Below are 18,519 nucleotides of genomic sequence, written 5' to 3' on the forward strand. Positions count from 1 at the left end.
GTGGCATAATATGTGGCCTTGCGCTAATTAGCTAAGGTTTGACAGTATTTCATATATAAACTGATGTGCTATTGAGCACATTTTGTGAGCGCACCTGGGTTGGTTTTTGATAATTTCTAAGGCATAGATGAATGGAAGGAAGCTTGTTAGATAAGATTCAGTTTTGGCGCAAATCTGCACCGACACTCGAGTTGGGTATCTATATATGCGCTGACAAAATATCCGTCTTTCAAGCACCCACTATAGAGACTGGCGCTAAAGCCATGACATTTTCGTTTAACCACCATAATTGGGATGAAGCATTCTCTCAGGTGGTTAAAGAGTTTGCTCCAGCGAAAATTCAAATTGTACTAGCCGCTGATTTTTATCAACTATTACTGGTCGATAAGCCGAATGTGCAAGATGATGAGCTGAATGCGGCACTGCTCTGGTCGGTAAAAGATATCGTAAGCCAAGCGGTGACTGATATTCATCTGGATTACTTTGAATCATCGAAACAAACAACCAATAAAGTCAATGTAGTTGTGACTGAGAAGTCCCTGTTATCAGCCCTGTTATTAGCCGCTAAAAGTGCTGGTTTGCACACAGTCGGCGTCTCTATTGAAGAGATGGCAATGAGTAACTTGTTTAACGATAACCAAGCAAGATTGGTATTAAGCCATCGCGAGGGACAAGAGTTATTGCTGACTGTTGTAAGAGATGGTGAAGTGTTTATGCAGCGCCGAGTGCGGGGCTTCTTACAGATTGATAAAGTCTCTGCTGAAGATTTAGCCTACGGGGTTGCCGATAATTTAAGTCTAGAGATCCAACGTTCGATGGACTATTTCGAGAGCCAGCTTCGAGAAGCCCCTGTATCCTCCATCGAGTTAGTCATGGACGGTGAGCGAGAGCAGCTTGCTACGCTTATTAGCGCTAACTTTAATCAAAGTGTCACCCCCTATCATTCGACGTCGGTTGAGGCGGTATTTGCCGAGTTGGCTTTAGCCGAGTTAGCGCGAGGTCTGGCGTAATGAAATTAAGAGTCAACCTTTATTCCGATACATTGTTTCCGCCAGAGCTACGCTTATCCTTTCTTAAATTAAGCCAGCTGCTATTGGGCCTAGTCGTCGTATTATTGCTATCGAGTTTGTTGGTCTTTGGTTTTAATGCCAAGCTTGAATCTGAGAAAAATAAACTTGAGATAACCAAGCAACGTCTTGATTCAGAGAAAAAAGATCTCGAGACTGCTCTGGCTAAGCGAGGGCCGAGTGAGGACTTGGTTGCAGAAGTGACCTTGAAGGCACAGCAGTTAGAGCTTAAACAGAAACTGTTCGGCAAACTGAGTCAACAGGAGATGCTGACTAGCTATGGTTATTCGCCACTAATGACAGATCTCGCTACTGTGGCCAACGCTAATATTTGGTTAAATCGAATTCAAGTTAACGAAAACCGTTATATCTTTGAAGGATACACCTCGACTCCAGAGGGAGTACCTTTGTGGATCGAACGCTTGAAAACAACAACCACTTTAAAAGGCCATGCATTTGCTTCTATGACGATGAGTTTAGGAGAGAAGCAACCCTTGGCATTTAAGCTAACCAGTGATACCAGCACCGCTGACAAGGAGCTGATTAAATGAAGCAGCAGTGGAAGCAAATAGCCGAAAAGTTTGATGTTTTAAGCCAGCGAGAAAGAGTGCTGGTTGCCGCGGCTACGCTTATTCTTGCCGGAGTCATTTTTTATCTACCGTTGGAGTCAGCAATCAATGAGTACAGCAAACTCAGTGAACAGAAGCGCTCTATCGAGAGCGAGAATCGGATCTCAAAGCAACAGATTGCGCTGTACGAAGAGAGCTTAACTAAAGATCCCGATACCGAATACCGACAGCGCCTAAGCAATATAGAGCAGCAAAACAAGGCAATAGACGAGCAGTTATCATCCCAGATGGTGGATATGGTGCCCGCAGATCATATGCCGACCTTATTGGCTGGTCTACTTTCAAAAATTAAAGGCATCAAGCTTCACTCTTTTACCTCAATTGCACCGACCCCATTATTAGAGGTGGGCGAAGAGAAGAAGTTAAATCTGTACAGTCATGGGATTAAACTTGAATTTGTTGGTGATTACTTTTCAGTGCTGAGGTTTGTCGAGGCTGTAGAAAGTATGCCTAATAAGCTTTACTGGCGTAGCATGGACTATCGGGTTGATACTTATCCAAAAGCTTCAGTATCGCTAGAGCTCTACACCTTGAGTATCAATAAGGACTTTATCAGTGTTGCCAAAAAAGATTAGTGGATTATTGATTGCTTTCTTGTGCAGTACTTTAGGTTTTAACCTTAATGCTGCAACGTTACGTGATCCAACATTACCTGGAAATACTTCAGAGAAAGGAAAAGTGGTGTCTGGCTCATCGAGTCGCCACCTTGTATTAAATAGCGTAGTGAAGAAAGACAGTTCAGCTTATGCGGTGATAAATAATCAGATTTACACCTTAGGCGAGCGGGTCAAAGGTGTCAAAATCGTGCATATTGGTAAGGACACTGTGTCGTTATCCGACGGCCGTAAACTAACAATGTTTCAAGCTATTACAGATCTTAAGGGACAATAATTAAATGCGCTCAATAACTTATATCACCCCTTTGTTGTCTTTATTGCTAGTGGCTTGCCAAACAGTTGATAGGCCTATCCCTGTAGCTTCTAAGGAGGCGTTAGCAGAATCTATCGCTGCTGATAAAGCTGCAAATGCCACTACGCCACCGCCAGCAGTGATGCCAGATGAAGTGCAGCGTGAGCTTTCATCGGGGAATTTGTTAGAGGGCTTTGCCCCTGCAAGGCCTACTGAGCGACGTTTCGATGTATCCGCGAACAATGTCGACGCTAAAATCTTTTTCCCTAGCCTAGCGCAAGGCACCCCGTTAAGTGTCGCCGTTCATCCAGATGTAACTGGTAAGATTTCATTGTCGCTAAAGAGCGTGACCTTACAAGAAGCATTACAAGTTGTTGAGGATATCTATGGTTATGAAGTGAGCCGCGAAGGACGTGTGTTACGGATTTTCCCTGCTGGCATGCGTACTGAGACTTTCTCGTTAAACTATCTGTACATGGAGCGCCAGGGCTTGTCTCTGACTTCGGTGAACTCAGGGCGTATCTCAGACAATAACTCAAACAGCAATAACAACAGTAATAGTAACAATAACAATAACTTCAACGAATCTTCGAACAGTAACTCAAGCTCGGATAGTAATAATAACGAGCAGACTAACGGTACCTTTATTCGTTCAAAGACCAAATCTGATTTTTGGGGCGAGTTACAAGAAACCTTAGTCTCGATTATTGGTAATACAGGCGGTGGACGCCAAGTCGTTGTGACGCCACAGGCTGGTTTAGTGACGATTAGGGCTTATCCTAATGAAATCCGCCAAGTCCGTAATTTTATTAAAACAGCAGAGAGTCACCTGCAGCGCCAAGTTATCTTAGAGGCGAAGGTGCTTGAAGTGACGTTATCTGACGGTTATCAGCAGGGCATTCATTGGGAGAGTGTACTAGGCCACGCCGGTAGTACCGATATTAGCTTTGGTACCAGCCCAACTGCGGGTCTTGGTGATAAAATTACCAACGTCTTAGGTGGGGTCACCTCTATCAAGCTTGAAGGTTCAGACTTTAGCACCATGATTAACCTGCTCGATACCCAAGGGGATGTCGACGTGTTATCTAGCCCGCGTGTAACGGCGTCTAATAACCAGAAAGCAGTGATTAAAGTGGGAACCGATGAATACTTTGTGACAGATGTTTCCTCTACTACGGTGGCGGGTAATACGCCGGTGACGACCCCTGAAGTCGAGCTGACACCATTCTTCTCTGGTATCGCCCTAGATGTCACACCGCAAATCGATGAGCAAGGCAATGTGTTGCTGCATATCCACCCATCGGTGATCGACATTAAAGAGCAAGTGAAGAGCATTAAGATCTCTGATAGCACACTAGAGTTGCCGTTAGCCCAGAGTGAGATCCGTGAGTCTGATACTGTGATTAAGGCGGCTAGCGGAGATGTTGTGGTGATCGGTGGCTTGATGAAGAGTGAAAATACCGAGATCGTTTCTAAGGTTCCTCTGCTAGGCGATATTCCTCTCTTAGGTGAAGCCTTTACCAACCGAGCCAACTCAACGGTTAAAACAGAGCTAGTGATCTTGCTTAAGCCTGTGGTAGTGGGTGCCAATACATGGGAAAACGAATTGAAGCGTTCTCAAGAGTTGCTTGACCGTTGGTACCCTGAGGAGCAGTAAGCTTGTATCTGCAGCATTTTGGGTTAACAGAAACCCCGTTTTCTCTTACGCCGAATACGGGATTTTTCTTTGGCCTCGCGCCCCATGTTGAAGCCTTGCAAGTGCTGCAAACGGCGTTACAAACTGGCGAAGGCTTTATTAAAGTAACCGGGGAAGTGGGCACGGGTAAGACGCTCACCTGCCGAAAACTGATGAATGAGCTGCCAGAGCGTTTTCATTGCGCCTATCTACCTAATCCATACCTCACACCTGATGAGCTGCGCTGGGCGGTAGCGATGGAGCTGGGCTTAAAACATTCGAGCCAAATAGATCAACAGCAATTAACTGGTCTCATCCAACAGCAGCTCTTAGCGTTAAGTACACATGGACACTCGATTATTTTAGTGCTCGATGAGGCGCAGGCGCTGCCTGATGAGAGCTTAGAGGCGCTGCGTCTGTTTACTAATTTAGAAACAGAGAGCCGCAAGCTGTTGCAGGTGGTTTTGTTTGCCCAGCCAGAGCTAGATGAAAGGTTAGCACAGAGTAAGTTTAGGCAGCTAAGACAGCGGATCACCTTTAGCTACTGTTTGCGTCCATTGACGATCGAAGAATCTGTTGCCTACATTCAGCACCGATTAAGCGTTGCTGGTAGTGAAAGCGGGCGGTTGTTTAACGAATCGAATGCTAAACGTATCGCTAAGGCCGCACGAGGAATCCCTAGGTTGATTAACGTGTTATCCCACAAGGCTTTGCTTGTAGGCTTTGGTGAGGGAGTGAAAAAAATAGAGTCCCGTCATGTCGATGCTGCGATTGCAGATACTTGTGACGCCATTAAGCATCAATATGGCATGGTTAAATGGTTGGTTGCCGCAGTGGTTGTCGTGAGTAGTTGTTTAGGTGTGTTTTACTGGTTTAAAGGAGGCGTTGCATGAGCGTAATCAACAAGATGCTCAAAGATTTAGATGAGCGCCAACAGCCACATGGCATAGAAAGTATGACCGCCCCGCAACTGGCCTTTAAACCTAAGACCTCTTCGAAGCGTGCTCTATTACTTACGAGTATCGTTTCGCTCGCTGTTGGTGGCGCAACGGTATTTTTTGGCCTAAACCTGATGCAAACGGAGACGGTAAAAGCTGAGACGGTAAAAGCTGAGACGGTAAAGGCTGAGACGGTAAAGGCTGAGACGGGCAAAGCTGAGACGGTAAAAGCTGAGACGGTAAAAGCTGAGACGGTAAAAGCTGAGACGGTAAAAGCTGAGACGGTAAAAGCTGAGACGGGAAAAGCTGAGACGGTAAAAGCGGAGACGGGAACGGCTGAGACGGGAACAGCTGAGACGGTAAAAGCTGAGACGGGAACGGCTGAGACCGAAGCTGTTAACACTGCAGTGGTTAAGTCTGAAACATCCCCATCTGAGCATTTTAATATTGCGCCTGCTACTAAGCGTTCTAAGCAGTTACATAGCAGCGGCAATATGGCGGTTAAAGAGGTAAAGCTTTCACCTGAGGAGTTGGCGCAGAAGCAGATGCTGCTGGCAACCGATGCGCAGCAGCAGGGGCTTCACCGTGACGCGCTAACTTATTACGAGGCGGCACTTGCCTATGACCCAAGTTTACATCAGGCAAGAAGACAGGCTGCAGCCCTCTATTATGGCCAGAGCAAGTTAGCCAAAGCAGCAAAGTTGCTAGAGCAGGGACAGCTTTTGTTTCCACAAGAGTATGAATTTTCCCTGTTGTTAGCGCGAGTACAGCAGGCGGGAGGGCAAGCCGAGCAGGCGCTTAAGAGCCTAGCTAAAATCCCAGATAACAGTGTGTTAGCCATTAAAAAGTGGCATCAACAGAGTGACTTGGCACAGGCGCAGAAAGACTACCCAGTCGCGGAACAGAGCTTTCGACAGCTTGCCAAGTATGAGCCCAGTCAAGGCCGCTGGTGGATGGGACTTGGTTATTCCTTAGATGCGCAGCAAAAATATACCGAAGCGAAAGCGGCATATAGCCAAGCTTTGTCTCAAGGTAACTTATCCGCGCAGGCTAAGATTTACGTCGATAATCGATTGCTGCAGTTAGGAGCGTACTAGTGAAACCCAAATTAAAAATGCGATTAGGTGATCTGCTGGTTCAGGAGCACATCATCACCGAAGAGCAGTTGCAGCAAGCATTATCCGAACAGCGTAATACGGGAAAGAAGCTGGGGCGTACACTGATCGACCTGTCATGTATCACAGAGCAGCAGCTACTGCAGTTTTTGTCGCATCAGCTTAACATTCCTTTTCTCGACATCAGTAAGCGTGCTATCGCGGCAAACGTTATCGGCCTATTGCCTGAGGTGCAGGCGCGTCGATATCGCGCTTTAGTCGTAGAAGATAACGGTGATAGTGTGCTGGTGGCGATGAGCGATCCCGCCGATCTGCAGGCGATGGATCACCTTGAGCTACAGTTGGCGCCAAAAGCTATCTCTATCGCGGTAGTCACCGAACAGCAGTTATTAGATGCCTTCGATAACCTCTATCGACGCACCGACGAGATCGCGCAGATCGCAGGCAAGCTCGAAGAAGAATATGCCGCAGATGAGTTATTCGATCTTGGCAGCTTGACCGAAGCCGATAGCGATAATGAGACTACAGTGGTTAAGTTACTGCAGTCTATTTTCGAAGATGCAGTGCAGATGCGCGCCTCGGATATCCATATTGAGCCAGGTGAAAAGTCACTGCGTATTCGGCAACGTATCGATGGCCAGCTACATGAAAACATTTTGCCTGAAGTGAGCATCGCCGCTGCGTTAGTCTTGCGCCTAAAGCTAATGGCTGGCTTGGACATTTCAGAGAAACGCCTACCTCAAGATGGTCGATTCCATATTGAGATCAAAGGCCATAAGATCGATGTGCGTATGTCGACTATGCCTATCTACCACGGTGAGTCAGTGGTAATGCGTCTGCTGGATCAATCGGCGGGTTTGTTGACCTTGAATGAAACGGGCATGCCGCCTGAGATGCTGGCAAGAGTGCGTCGTCAGATCAAACGCCCTCATGGAATGTTACTGGTGACAGGGCCAACAGGTAGCGGTAAAACGACCACACTTTACGGTGTGCTCAGTGAACTCAATACTGCGGATCGCAAGATCATCACGGTTGAAGATCCGGTGGAATACCAGTTACCTAGAATTAACCAAGTTCAAGTGAACCATAAGATCGGCCTCGACTTTTCTAACGTGTTAAGAACCACCTTGCGTCAAGATCCAGATATTATCATGGTGGGTGAGATGCGAGATCAAGAGACGGTTGAGATTGGTCTTCGAGGCGCATTAACGGGTCACTTCGTACTTTCAACTCTGCATACCAATGATGCGGTGACCAGTGCTTTGCGTCTGCTGGATATGGGAGCAGCGAGTTACCTTGTTGCCAGTGCGCTTAGGGTGATTATTGCCCAGCGACTAGTGCGTCGAGTCTGCCAAAATTGTGCAATAGATTATCAACTAACCGCGCAAGATAAAGCCTGGCTCTCGAGTGTGAGCCAGCTCGATTACTCTCAGGCGAAATTTAGGGTTGGAGTTGGCTGTCAGAGTTGTAATGGTAGTGGCTATCGCGGCCGTATTGGTGTATTTGAGATCTTAGAGCTTGATGAGCCTATGATTGAGGCGATGCGCACTGGTAACCCACAGGACTTTACTCGCGCTGCATATCAGAGCCCCAATTTTACCCCGTTAGCAGAGTCCGCTTTAAAGTATTTGGCACAGGGGATGACCACCATAGAAGAGGTGGCTAAGTTAGTTGAAGATGTCAGTGACATTGAACTAGAGCTGAGTGAGGCTTAATCATGCCAACATATCGCTATCGCGGTCGTAGCGCTCAAGGCGAGCAGGTTAAAGGGGTACTAGATGCTAGCTCCGAAAGTGCTGCCGCAGATCAGTTGATGTCTCGTGGGGTGATCCCGCTGGAGTTGACAGTAGCAAAAGAGGTTAAAGAGTTTAGCTTTAAGGCTTTATTTAAAGGTAAGGTTGCATTAGATGAGCTGCAGATCTTTACCCGCCAGATGTATTCTTTGACGCGCTCAGGGATCCCGATCTTACGTGCGATCGCCGGCCTTTCTGAAACGACGCATTCGGCGCGTATGAAAGAGGCGCTGGATGATATTTCAGAACAGCTAACTTCAGGTCGCCCTCTATCATCAGCGATGAACCAGCATCCGGATGTATTCGACGCGCTGTTTGTTTCTATGGTTCATGTGGGTGAGAACACGGGTAAGTTGGAAGATGCGTTTATTCAACTTGCAGGCTATATCGAGCGTGAGCAGGAAACACGCAGGCGTATCAAAGCCGCTATGCGTTATCCGATCTTTGTATTGATCGCTATCGCTATTGCCATGGTGATCCTCAACATCATGGTGATCCCTAAGTTTGCCGAGATGTTTTCTCGATTTGGTGCCGATCTCCCCTGGGCGACTAAACTGTTAATCAATACTTCTAATGTATTCGTTAACTATTGGCCCGCGATGATTGTGGTGCTGCTGGCTGGTTTCGTGGGGATTCGCTATTGGCATAGTACCGAGAAAGGTGAAAAGCAGTGGGACAAGTGGAAACTCAATATTCCCGCTGTAGGCAGCATTATCGAACGTTCGACCCTGTCTCGCTATTGTCGTAGTTTCTCGATGATGTTGAGCGCTGGTGTACCTATGACTCAGGCACTCAGTTTAGTCGCTGATGCGGTCGATAATGCTTATATGCACGACCGTATCGTTGGAATGCGCCGTGGTATTGAGTCAGGTGAGTCTATGCTCAGGGTGTCGAATAACTGTCAACTATTTACCCCACTTGTGTTGCAGATGGTGGCCGTAGGCGAAGAAACGGGGCAAATTGATCAACTACTTAACGATGCCGCCGATTTTTACGAGGGCGAAGTCGACTACGATCTTAAGAATTTAACCGCCAAGCTGGAGCCTATCTTGATCGGCTTTGTTGCCTGTATCGTGTTGGTCTTAGCACTGGGGATCTACCTGCCTATGTGGGACATGCTTAATGTCGTTAAGGGCGGTAGCTGATGACGCGAGAACAAGGTTGTGCTTAATCAACAAAAAGCCGATGAAGAGTTGATTAGCGTTTATGGCAAGGTTATTGCCTTAATCATTTTGTTAATTGTATTGTTTTACTTAGCTTTTAATTACTTTGGCAGTATTAAGCAGCTGAGTCGGCCCAGTATGCAAGTTGAACATACACGCTTACTCAATGTACTGGGGGTCGCTCGCTCTCAATGGCTGATGCGTAGCAAACCGGAGATCTTGATCCTCGATTGGTATTCAGATAGTCCTAAACATGCCACGTCCACAGGCCAAGTGCGCATGGCTGCGGGGGGCTGGCCTGTACCAAATGAGACAAGTGTTGCTGGTTGTCGTCTATTATTGATGGAATTGTTGGGTCCGGGTTATGCGCAACAAATTGAAACACGATTCAATCCTGATACGGGTGTTTGCCGATTTATTGGCGAGTCAGGTGAAAGTATTAGCTATCAAACCACCTCTGGGCGGGTCATTTTTTTGACGCAAGGTGGCTAAAGAGTGAAATTATCTGTTTTCTAATTTTAACAAACTGCTAGAATAGCCGCATACAACACTGGGGGTAAAATGAAACAACAGTATCAAAAGGGCTTCTCCCTTATTGAATTAGTCATAGTTATCGTGATCTTAGGTTTATTAGCCGCGACGGCTATTCCACGTTTTTTAAACGTAACTGATGATGCTGAAGATGCCAGTGTAGACGGCGTAGCAGGTGGCTTAAGTACTGCAGTGAGCTTTGTTCGCTCACAGTGGGAAGTGGACGGTCGCCGTAACAATACCGTGTTATTAGATGGCACCACAGTAGCATTAGATACTCGTTTCGGCTATCCAACGGGATCGAGTAATACCGATGCTAAAGCTATGACAGAAGGTACGTGCCAAGAAGTATTTGATCTTGTTTTACAAAATGCACCACGAAGCGTAGGCTCAGGAGAAGATGCGCGTAAAGCAAGATATGTAGTGAGCGTGGCAAAAGGAGCGGGTGGCAGTTCAAATACCATAGATGGCGTGCAAGTTAGCGATCTTGATGTTTGTTTGTATTACCTAGCCTCATCACTGGTGTTAAATCCACAGGATGGTAAGCCTACTGAAGATTTAACTGATCTAAGTAACTTAGCTGGCAAAGGGGTGACTTACAACCCAGGGTCTGGTCAAGTGGCAAGTTTTATCGACTAAGCAAGCAGTTGCTGGTTAACAGTAAAAGTTAATTGTTTACGGCTCGCAGGCTTTTAGTGTTTGCCGTACATGTTATGTGATTGAGGATATTTATATGCAAAAGCAAAATGGTTTTACACTAATTGAATTAGTGGTCGTTATTATTATTTTGGGTATCTTGGCAGTGACTGCTGCGCCTAAGTTTATCAATCTACAAAGTGATGCTCGTGCGTCAGCACTGCAAGGTGTTAAAGGTGCCATTCAAGGCGCTAACGGCCTAGTATTCGCTAAGGCTGCGCTAGCTGGTGATGAGCGAGCGAGCGTTATTACCGGGACTGATGTCAATATCGGAACTGAAGCTGCTCCGATTAATGTAAAGACTCTATTTGGTTATTTATTAGCAACAGGCACTGATTTTAATACTGCTATTGATGCCTCGTTTGCACCAGTAGCAACGCCTGGTAATGCTGATTGGATTTACACTGTTACAGCGGGTACCGCCAATGCACCGGGTACTATGGTTATCAGTCAAGTTGGCGCTCCTAATGATAGCAACACCTGTCAATTAACATACACTGAAGCTACAGCTACAACTACGCCTACTTACGTAATTGTTGATACTGGCTGTTAATAGGACTTTTTAAATGCAAAAGCAAAGTGGTTTTACCCTAATCGAATTAGTGGTTGTGATCATCATCCTAGGTATCTTGGCTGTGACCGCTGCACCTAAGTTCATTAACCTGCAGAGCGATGCGCGTGCATCGACCCTTCAAGGTATGAAAGGCGCTTTGCAAGGCGCTAACTCATTGGTTTTCTCTAAGGCTGCAATTGCTGGTGAAGAGAAGAAAGGCTCTGCAGATGGGACCACATTAGGATCTGTGGATATTGGTACTGGTACTAATGCTACTACTAATTACGGTTATTTAGTTTCTTCTGCGGCTCAGTTAAAGAATGCTCTAGATGTGAGTATGAGTAACTCTGAAACAGCTGGCTTTGACTGGTATGTTAAAGAAGGTGCGAATGCGGCATCTGCATCGGAAATTTATCAAGCAGGATCGCCACGTTACGGTGATGCAACGAAGAAGTGTTATATCAAATATACGCCAGCAACATCGACAACGTCTCCTCAGTATGAGGTAGAAGATACTGACTGTTAATAAGTCTCTATTAAAAAAGGCCTGCCTCGCAGGCCTTTTTTGTATCTAGACCGTTTATTGTGGCTTTATTTGCCATAATTATTAAACTGTTGGAAAATCAGCTTTAAGATGGCGAAAAGCCGGAAAAGCCGGAAAAGCCGGAAAAGCCGGAAAAGCCGGAAAAGCCGGAAAAGCCGGAAAAGCCGGAAAAGCCGGAATGACACCAGCTTGCAGTTTCATCTTTTCTAGCAGGGCGTAGCCCGCTCTAGCCGTCGCAAAGCGGCGTTCTAGGATCTAGATTCTAGTCTTAGCTTCGAAGCGAAACGGTAATGAATAATAAACACCGCTGAATCAATCAGGAAGTTCAATGCATAGAGCGCAGCGACACACAGGCTTTACATTAGTGGAGCTAGTGACCACGATAATCCTTATTGCCATTCTCTCTGTGGTGGTTATTCCTCGGCTGCTGACCTCTTCAAGTTACAGCGCCTTTACCTTGCGAGATGAATTTATCAGTGAGCTACGTAAGGTGCAGATGATGGCGATGAACAATCAAGATCGTTGTTACCGTTTGTCTGTTACCGATAAAAATTATCAAGTCTCGCGTTTTAATGGTGCCTGCAGTGGCACACCTGTACGCACCGATGCTCCGCAAGTGTTTCAAGGGGGCGCGAGCTTGGCTTTGCTCAATGGCGGAGCTAATACCTTTAATATTGAATTTAACCAACAGGGCGTACCTATAGTGAACGGTGCGCGTTGCAGTGGTAACTGTATTAGTGTGATTGCCGATGAGACACTCTTCCTTGCGATAGAATCTGAAGGTTATATCCATGATGGCCAATAGACTCTTATCGATGAAACGACAAACTCAAAGGGCGTTTACCTTAGTCGAGTTAGTTGTGGGAATGGTGGTGATCAGTATCGCCTTTGTGTTGCTGAGTACCATGTTGTTTCCGCAGGCAGAGCGCGCCGCAGATACCTTACATCGAGTGCGTTCAGCTGAACTTGCCCATTCTATTTTGAATGAGATCTGGGGTAAGCGTTACGATCAAAACACCAATTCGAATGGCGGCGTACCTGCTTGTGGTGCGCCAGCAAAACCAGCATTTGGATTACCCGCAGGTCTGCCTTGTACCGCACCAGCGAATTTGGGGCCAGATACCGTTGCTGGCGTGACCGAGGCTCGTAATGACTATAACGATGTCGATGACTATAGCGGGCTAAACATTAACAGCAATATGCTCAACAGCAGTGAACCCTATGCCGATCGCTATATTAACTACGGCCTAGAAGTCTTGGTTGCCTATGACAACTTACCTAATTTAAATACTAAGCTTGTTACCATTAATGTCACCACGCCAAATGGTGAGGTGATGACTTTCAATGCGATTAGGAGCAACTATTAATGAATACGTTAATACGTCAAGCTTCGCGATTGCAATTGGTAGCATTGAAGCAGCGAAAGAGCCAAGGCTTTACCTTAGTTGAGATGGTCACTGTGATCATCATCCTAGGTGTCTTAGTGCTTGGTGTGAGTAGTTTTTTAATTTTTGGCACCCGAGTTTTTATCGATGCAACCTCGGTTGATCAAGTCATGAGCCAGAGCCGTTTCGCCATAGAGCGAATGACTCGTGATATTCGTAATACAGTGCCTAACAGTATTCGAGTGCGTGATAGTGGTGATGGTGCTTGGCAGTGCATCGAGATGATGCCTATAACATCGAGTGCGTCTTATATCGATATGCCTATTGCACCAGCCCCCGCCTCGCAATTTGGCACCTTAATGCAGTCGAGTGCAACAGCCCCTTTGACTGCGAACCAGTTTCTATTGATTTATCCTCTAACTCCTGCCGATGTGTACACTGCAACGAGCGCTTCAATAACGCAGGGAAAGCTATTTAGTATTGACTCCATTACCGCCAATACAACGAACGATAGTCGCGTCGACTTTGGTCGAGCGGTGCGCTTCGATGAGGCTTCACCAAGACAGCGTTATTTTGGTGTTCAAGGGGCCGTGAGTTACTGCTTCGAGCAGGTGACTTCGGAGTTAAGTCTGTTAAAACGCTATTCGGGCTACGGTTTTAATCACCCAGTTCTGCAGCCATCGCCAGCTGATATGGGCACGGGAGTGTTAATGGCCGAGAACGTGGTCAATACCATCGGTCGTAATAGCCCCATCGCCTATACTCCCGGAACGCTACGTAATAACGCCATGGTGCATCTGAATCCATTGTTTGATGTGCAAGGGCAGAGTTTTCAATATCATCATCAAGTGCAGGTGATAAATGTCCCTTAACCGAGACTTTTCATTCAGTAGCCAAGGCTGCCAACTATCTAAGCGTTCTAAACAAACGGGGAGCGCCTTGGTGATCGGTGTATTCATTATCACCGTAATGTTTCTTTTGGCTGCGACATTGATAAATGTGCTTGATGATGCGGATCAAGAGATAAGTCTTGAGGTGTGGGGTACTCGCGCTTTTGCTGCGGCGAATAGTGGTGCCGATCGCGCCTTAGCGGCGCTGTTTCCTGTCGATGGTAGTGCCGGGAGTTGCCCTCCCCAAACCACATGGAATATAGGAACTGCAACTGGGCTCGTTGGATTTAATGGCTGCAGCGTGGTCATGACCTGCTCATCAGTGACTACGAATTTACCGCAAAATAATATGACTCAATATCTTATTACCAGTACCGCGACCTGTAGTACAGGGCAATGTGATTCTGGTAGCGATAGCGATGCCAGTTGTATTCGAGTGAGCCGTCAGGTGGAGGTCGAAGCACGTGATTAAACTTAGGCTGTTTTTTGGTTGTTTATTTGCTATTGCGACATTAGTTTCTGCATCTGCTTTTGCGGTTCCACAGTGTGATGAAATTTTTACCGATCCACCTACGGGAAATCATGATCCAGGGCTGACCCCACCTCCTAATTTACCCTACTTAGGTGAGCTAATTTGTAATAAGCGAGGTTGCAGTCCTACTCACTTTTTTCAGCCTGGAGATTTTTATTTTGGTGATAGTGAGTTAAAGCAAGGCAACTTTATTTATACCAATGGTACAACCACACGCTTGTATTTTGACAGCCTCAATCTTAACGGTGCGCACCTGAATGTTTTCGGTGAAACTGAAGATCTTATTATTTATGTCTATGGCGACTTTAGCATTGCTGGACAGAATAGTATAAATGGCATTGTTTACGTAGCTGGAAACGTAAATATAGCGGGTAATGCGAGTATTGATGGTGCGCTTGCCGCTGGTGGTAATTTATCGATAGTTGGTAACGGTGACGTAGATTTTGACGAGGACGCAATTGAGGATGCGGACTTTGGGGGCATGTGTAATAACGATCCTGTCAACCCAGCCATTCCAGCTCAATGTCCTGCAGACCAAAATAACATTCAGGGCTTAACTTATCGAACCTATGATGCTCGTCCTTGGTATTCCGATAATTACAGTCCTGCGAATCCGAATGAGTTTGAGACGCTAGTTAATTTGGTCCGAACGACAGAGAATCAAATCGGCGAGTCCATCGAAACAGATTTAAATCAGAAAGGTAATGGTATTAACCCACATTCAAATGCCGCAGTCGATCAAGATCTGTATCTAGGTGTGTTTGAAGGATACATAGAGGCGCCTGAAACGGGGGAGTATACCTTTGCTATCGATGGTGATGATGCCATTGAGCTATTGATCGACGGTGAAGTGATAAAAGGGTTTTATGGCGTTCACTCGACCTGTGATTGCACTCGTTACCAAGGTAAGGTCTCGCTAGAACAAGGGGCTCACACCATAGAGTTGAGGTTTCATGAGACCTTTGGTGCTGAGGCTTTCCGTCTGTATTGGAAAACGCCTTCTTCCACGCGTTTTGAGATAGTTCCAGCTAGTCAGCTGTTGACCTGTCCAGCACCGCAGTTTGAATTTGGCCGAGCCGAACTCGATGCCAGCGGTAACGCGGTTATCAACTTTAATAACAGCTATTCAGCTCCACCTGTGGTGATGGTGATGCCAACGATTGATGGTAGCAATGCTAATGGTGATCGTTCGTCAACCGTGCGAGTCGAGAGTTTGAGTGCGAGTAATGCTTCAATTAAGCAGGTTAACTCTGGCATATCGCAAGTGCTAAATAAGAAAATGGAGAAGGTGGATTATTTCGTTATGGAACCAGGCTATCGTTTCTTAGAACGAGGCAAGGCACTACAAGCAGGCTCTATTTCAACTCGGCTTTATCAAGGCAAAAACTTACCAAGTTCAGGTCGAGGTTATGAGAATATCGAGTTTGAGCATAAATTTGGTCTACAACCTGCGATGATTGGTCAGACACTGACCCATAATAATAATCGCTTTATCACCACTGTGATTAATAATGTCGATGCAGATGGTTCTGAATTTGATATAGCCATTGAAGGCTCTGAAATGAGCTCTAGAATAACTCGGCCTGAGCTTCTAGGTTATGTGGCTGGTGTGGGCCAAGGTGAGATGACAGTCAATGGTGAAAGCTTAAAGTATGAGTTTGCCAATGCCTTAAACCACGGTAATGGTAATTCTGTTCGAACCTTGAGCCAGCAATGCGCATTTAATAATAGTTACCAGCAAACCTATACCGCACAGCCTTTAACTATCGCCAATAAAAATCAACGTCGTGGTGGTGATGGCGGCTGGGTTAGACGCTGCACTAAAGAGAGCTTCAATAATCAGGTAAGCTTTGCCCTAGACGAAGATCAGCATCAAGATGGTGAACGTAGCCATCTGGCAGAGAGCATAGGTTATTTTGCATTTGAATACGCCGCTGAGCCACCTGCGGTGAATCACTACCGAATTAGCTTCGATTCCGGTGCGCTTAGCTGCGCCGCTAAATCGGTGGCGATTCAGGCCTGCGCAGACAATAACTGTAGTTCGCTGTTGACGGATCCCGCTTTTGTCACCCTGACTAAGAATGGTGCCAACTATAGCAGCGAAACTTTTACGGGGAGTACTAGTACTGAGGTTTGGCATCCACAAGGTGGGTTAGTGACCTTAGGCTTGGGAGCGACAGTACCTAGTGCCGACTACAGCTGCTATATCGATGGTAACCTGGTTACCAATGCTCAATGTCAGCTCAACTTTGAAGACAGTGGCATCTACTTTAACATCGATGATTCTACCGCCTGTAAAAACTCCAATAACTTCGAGTTATTTGCGGTCAAGAAAGATGAAACCACCCAGCAATGTGTACCGCTATTTGCTAATCAAACTAAACCGCTTTCGATGGCGTTTAACTATATTACGCCAGATGCCACTGGCATTAACGAGGCCGCCAATTTAACCATCAACAGTCTCAATGCACCTCATGCCAGCAAAGTGATTGCAGGCGGTTCGAGTGAAGAGCTTCAAGTTCACTTCGATGCCAATGGTAAAGCGCTGCTGAATGTGAATTATCCAGAGGCTGGTAAGGTGGAGCTTGCGGCAACACTGACAGAAGTTATCGAGTCGCCAGATGGTAGCACCAGTGAAACCTTGATACTCGAACATAGCGATCAATTTGTGGCTAAGCCCGATGGTTTCCACTTTTTCAATAACTCTGGCAGTAATGGTTGCACGGGGGCGAGTTGTGAGCTATTCGCCAAGGCTGGCGATGATTTTAAGATGGATGTTAAGGCGGTTTGTGGCACCGATGACGGTAAGCCCTATAAAGATCGCCCTGCGCTTAAAAACTTTAGGTTTACAGATTTAAAAATTAAGCCTGTATTACAGGCCCCCTTAGTCACTAATGGAGACATTAAAGACGGCGGTCTTGGAGGGCTAGGCCGAACAAGCTTGAGCTTTACTAAAACTAACAGCGCTCCCCTAAGACTGGCTAACCAGACATACTCTGAGGTGGGAGCGATAAGTGTTGCACTCGATGGTGAGCTGAATTATCTCGGCGCCTCGATCCCTGAAACCAATTCAAGCAGCGAGATCTTTGGCCGCTTCTCGCCTTACTACTTAACCGTGACGGCCAACACTCCTCATCTTGCGGCGCAGTGTGGCAGCTTTACCTATATGGACCAGCCATTTGGTTTCTCTACTGGTGATGAACCAACCCTGTCTATCATAGGTAAGAGCAAGAGCGGGGCGATCACCAATAACTATCAAGTCGGTGACTGGTGGCGTTATCATGGCAAACAGTGGCTAGATCGTAGCTACAGCGATACTTCAGGCGCAACCTCAACGGATGGCGCTGCCTTGCTGATTGCGGATGAGTCGCCAATTTCAGGCACAGTGGAATACTATCCGCTTAATGAGACCAATAGTGTGCAGCGGGCTTACCTAAGCGGTGCACAGCTGCATTATGGCCGCACTGCATCGTTGGCGGTTCCCTTTAATGGTCAGTTTGACTTAGAACTATCGAAGGCTGATGTGACAGATAAGGATGGTATTTGTTACCAAGACAGCGCCGTCGGAGCTTGTATTGGCTTTACCTTTGACGATATCGCTAAAGACGATGTTTTTGCGCTGCGTTACGGCCGCTTTGTGATGCAAAATGCTTATGGCCCATCATCGGAAGAGCTGCGTCTAGAGGTCGGAACCCAGTATGTTGGGGCTAGCGGCGAGTGGCTCACCAATACAGAAGATAACTGCTCGATTTTCGATACTACCAGTGCGACAGAGTCTGCCGATATTGGCTTGTACCTGTCTCCCGATGCTGGGCTGGAAGGCGTTCAAGGCTTTACTCGCCCGGGAGGAACGGGCAAGGCAGGAACTATCGGTCTAGGTAACAGCTTTATCTATTTCCCAGCCCCCCACGCCGATGGCGAAGTGGGTCTGCAGCAGCATCTCGATAAGTGGCTGCAATGGTATTGGAGTTTTGGCGCAAGTAGCGCATTACAAGACCCACGAGCGACCGCCTATTTTGGGACTTACCGTGGTCATGACCGGATTATTTATTGGCGAGAAGTTAACTAATTGTCAGTAACAAGGGGGGAGACAAGTTAT

Annotated in this window: 19 protein-coding genes; 18 read left to right on the forward strand and 1 reads right to left on the reverse strand. The window is 46.6% G+C overall.

Annotated elements, in window-relative coordinates:
• Nucleotides 1–131 precede the first annotated feature (131 nt).
• The 13 genes from K5Q92_RS00160 to K5Q92_RS00220 all read left to right on the forward strand — a co-directional run bounded on the left by K5Q92_RS00160 (nucleotide 132) and on the right by K5Q92_RS00220 (nucleotide 11,595).
• Nucleotides 132–1,010, forward strand: coding sequence for an MSHA biogenesis protein MshI (locus K5Q92_RS00160; RefSeq protein WP_220767032.1), 879 nt, complete (start codon nucleotides 132–134; stop codon nucleotides 1,008–1,010).
• Nucleotides 1,010–1,618: a fimbrial assembly protein gene (locus tag K5Q92_RS00165; RefSeq protein ID WP_220767033.1), complete on the forward strand. Its 609-nt coding sequence runs from the start codon at nucleotides 1,010–1,012 to the stop codon at nucleotides 1,616–1,618. The genes K5Q92_RS00160 and K5Q92_RS00165 overlap by 1 nt, the downstream gene beginning before the upstream one ends.
• Nucleotides 1,615–2,271: a type II secretion system protein M gene (locus K5Q92_RS00170; protein WP_220767034.1), complete on the forward strand. Its 657-nt coding sequence runs from the start codon at nucleotides 1,615–1,617 to the stop codon at nucleotides 2,269–2,271. Before K5Q92_RS00165 ends, K5Q92_RS00170 begins: the two co-directional genes overlap by 4 nt.
• On the forward strand, nucleotides 2,252–2,587 hold the full coding sequence (locus tag K5Q92_RS00175; RefSeq protein WP_220767035.1) for an MSHA biogenesis protein MshK: 336 nt from the start codon (nucleotides 2,252–2,254) through the stop codon (nucleotides 2,585–2,587). Before K5Q92_RS00170 ends, K5Q92_RS00175 begins: the two co-directional genes overlap by 20 nt.
• 4 nt (nucleotides 2,588–2,591) lie before the next feature.
• Nucleotides 2,592–4,262, forward strand: a complete 1,671-nt coding sequence (mshL, locus tag K5Q92_RS00180; protein ID WP_220767036.1) for a pilus (MSHA type) biogenesis protein MshL — start codon at nucleotides 2,592–2,594, stop codon at nucleotides 4,260–4,262.
• A gap of 2 nt (nucleotides 4,263–4,264) precedes the next feature.
• Complete coding sequence (locus tag K5Q92_RS00185; protein WP_220767037.1) at nucleotides 4,265–5,173, forward strand: ExeA family protein; 909 nt, start codon at nucleotides 4,265–4,267, stop codon at nucleotides 5,171–5,173.
• Nucleotides 5,170–6,315 carry a tetratricopeptide repeat protein gene (locus tag K5Q92_RS00190; RefSeq protein WP_220767038.1) on the forward strand — a complete coding sequence of 382 codons (1,146 nt, stop codon included), beginning with the start codon at nucleotides 5,170–5,172 and terminating at the stop codon, nucleotides 6,313–6,315. Before K5Q92_RS00185 ends, K5Q92_RS00190 begins: the two co-directional genes overlap by 4 nt.
• Complete coding sequence (locus tag K5Q92_RS00195; protein ID WP_220767039.1) at nucleotides 6,315–8,048, forward strand: GspE/PulE family protein; 1,734 nt, start codon at nucleotides 6,315–6,317, stop codon at nucleotides 8,046–8,048. The genes K5Q92_RS00190 and K5Q92_RS00195 overlap by 1 nt, the downstream gene beginning before the upstream one ends.
• Nucleotides 8,049–8,050: 2 nt before the next feature.
• On the forward strand, nucleotides 8,051–9,271 hold the full coding sequence (locus K5Q92_RS00200) for a type II secretion system F family protein (protein ID WP_220767040.1): 1,221 nt from the start codon (nucleotides 8,051–8,053) through the stop codon (nucleotides 9,269–9,271).
• 18 nt (nucleotides 9,272–9,289) lie between these two features.
• Nucleotides 9,290–9,781 (forward strand): hypothetical protein, encoded by a 492-nt coding sequence (locus K5Q92_RS00205; protein WP_220767041.1) that lies wholly within the window; start codon nucleotides 9,290–9,292, stop codon nucleotides 9,779–9,781.
• 69 nt (nucleotides 9,782–9,850) lie between these two features.
• Nucleotides 9,851–10,459 carry a type II secretion system protein gene (locus K5Q92_RS00210; protein WP_220767042.1) on the forward strand — a complete coding sequence of 203 codons (609 nt, stop codon included), beginning with the start codon at nucleotides 9,851–9,853 and terminating at the stop codon, nucleotides 10,457–10,459.
• 94 nt (nucleotides 10,460–10,553) lie between these two features.
• Nucleotides 10,554–11,069 carry a prepilin-type N-terminal cleavage/methylation domain-containing protein gene (locus tag K5Q92_RS00215; RefSeq protein ID WP_220767043.1) on the forward strand — a complete coding sequence of 172 codons (516 nt, stop codon included), beginning with the start codon at nucleotides 10,554–10,556 and terminating at the stop codon, nucleotides 11,067–11,069.
• Between the two features lie 13 nt (nucleotides 11,070–11,082).
• Complete coding sequence (locus tag K5Q92_RS00220; protein WP_220767044.1) at nucleotides 11,083–11,595, forward strand: prepilin-type N-terminal cleavage/methylation domain-containing protein; 513 nt, start codon at nucleotides 11,083–11,085, stop codon at nucleotides 11,593–11,595.
• 81 nt (nucleotides 11,596–11,676) lie between these two features.
• On the opposite strand, the gene K5Q92_RS00225 is transcribed toward K5Q92_RS00220, so the two are convergent.
• Nucleotides 11,677–11,814: a hypothetical protein gene (locus tag K5Q92_RS00225; RefSeq protein ID WP_220767045.1), complete on the reverse strand. Its 138-nt coding sequence runs from the start codon at nucleotides 11,812–11,814 to the stop codon at nucleotides 11,677–11,679.
• Nucleotides 11,815–11,941: 127 nt separating this feature from the next.
• On the opposite strand from K5Q92_RS00225, the gene K5Q92_RS00230 reads away from it, so the two are divergent.
• The 5 genes from K5Q92_RS00230 to K5Q92_RS00250 are packed head-to-tail and all read left to right on the forward strand — an operon-like array spanning nucleotide 11,942 to nucleotide 18,489.
• Nucleotides 11,942–12,418 carry a Tfp pilus assembly protein FimT/FimU gene (locus K5Q92_RS00230; RefSeq protein ID WP_220767046.1) on the forward strand — a complete coding sequence of 159 codons (477 nt, stop codon included), beginning with the start codon at nucleotides 11,942–11,944 and terminating at the stop codon, nucleotides 12,416–12,418.
• Nucleotides 12,419–12,428: 10 nt separating this feature from the next.
• On the forward strand, nucleotides 12,429–12,980 hold the full coding sequence (locus tag K5Q92_RS00235) for a prepilin-type N-terminal cleavage/methylation domain-containing protein (protein WP_374758422.1): 552 nt from the start codon (nucleotides 12,429–12,431) through the stop codon (nucleotides 12,978–12,980).
• A complete protein-coding gene (locus K5Q92_RS00240) occupies nucleotides 12,980–13,870 on the forward strand; it encodes a PilW family protein (protein WP_220767048.1) in 891 nt (296 codons plus the stop codon). The genes K5Q92_RS00235 and K5Q92_RS00240 overlap by 1 nt, the downstream gene beginning before the upstream one ends.
• On the forward strand, nucleotides 13,860–14,360 hold the full coding sequence (locus tag K5Q92_RS00245; RefSeq protein WP_220767049.1) for an MSHA biogenesis protein MshP: 501 nt from the start codon (nucleotides 13,860–13,862) through the stop codon (nucleotides 14,358–14,360). The genes K5Q92_RS00240 and K5Q92_RS00245 overlap by 11 nt, the downstream gene beginning before the upstream one ends.
• Complete coding sequence (locus K5Q92_RS00250; protein WP_220767050.1) at nucleotides 14,353–18,489, forward strand: DUF6701 domain-containing protein; 4,137 nt, start codon at nucleotides 14,353–14,355, stop codon at nucleotides 18,487–18,489. Before K5Q92_RS00245 ends, K5Q92_RS00250 begins: the two co-directional genes overlap by 8 nt.
• Nucleotides 18,490–18,519 lie beyond the last annotated feature (30 nt).

Origin of the sequence: Shewanella sp. MBTL60-007, assembly GCF_019654915.1 — a bacterium.
Classification (GTDB): domain Bacteria; phylum Pseudomonadota; class Gammaproteobacteria; order Enterobacterales; family Shewanellaceae; genus Shewanella.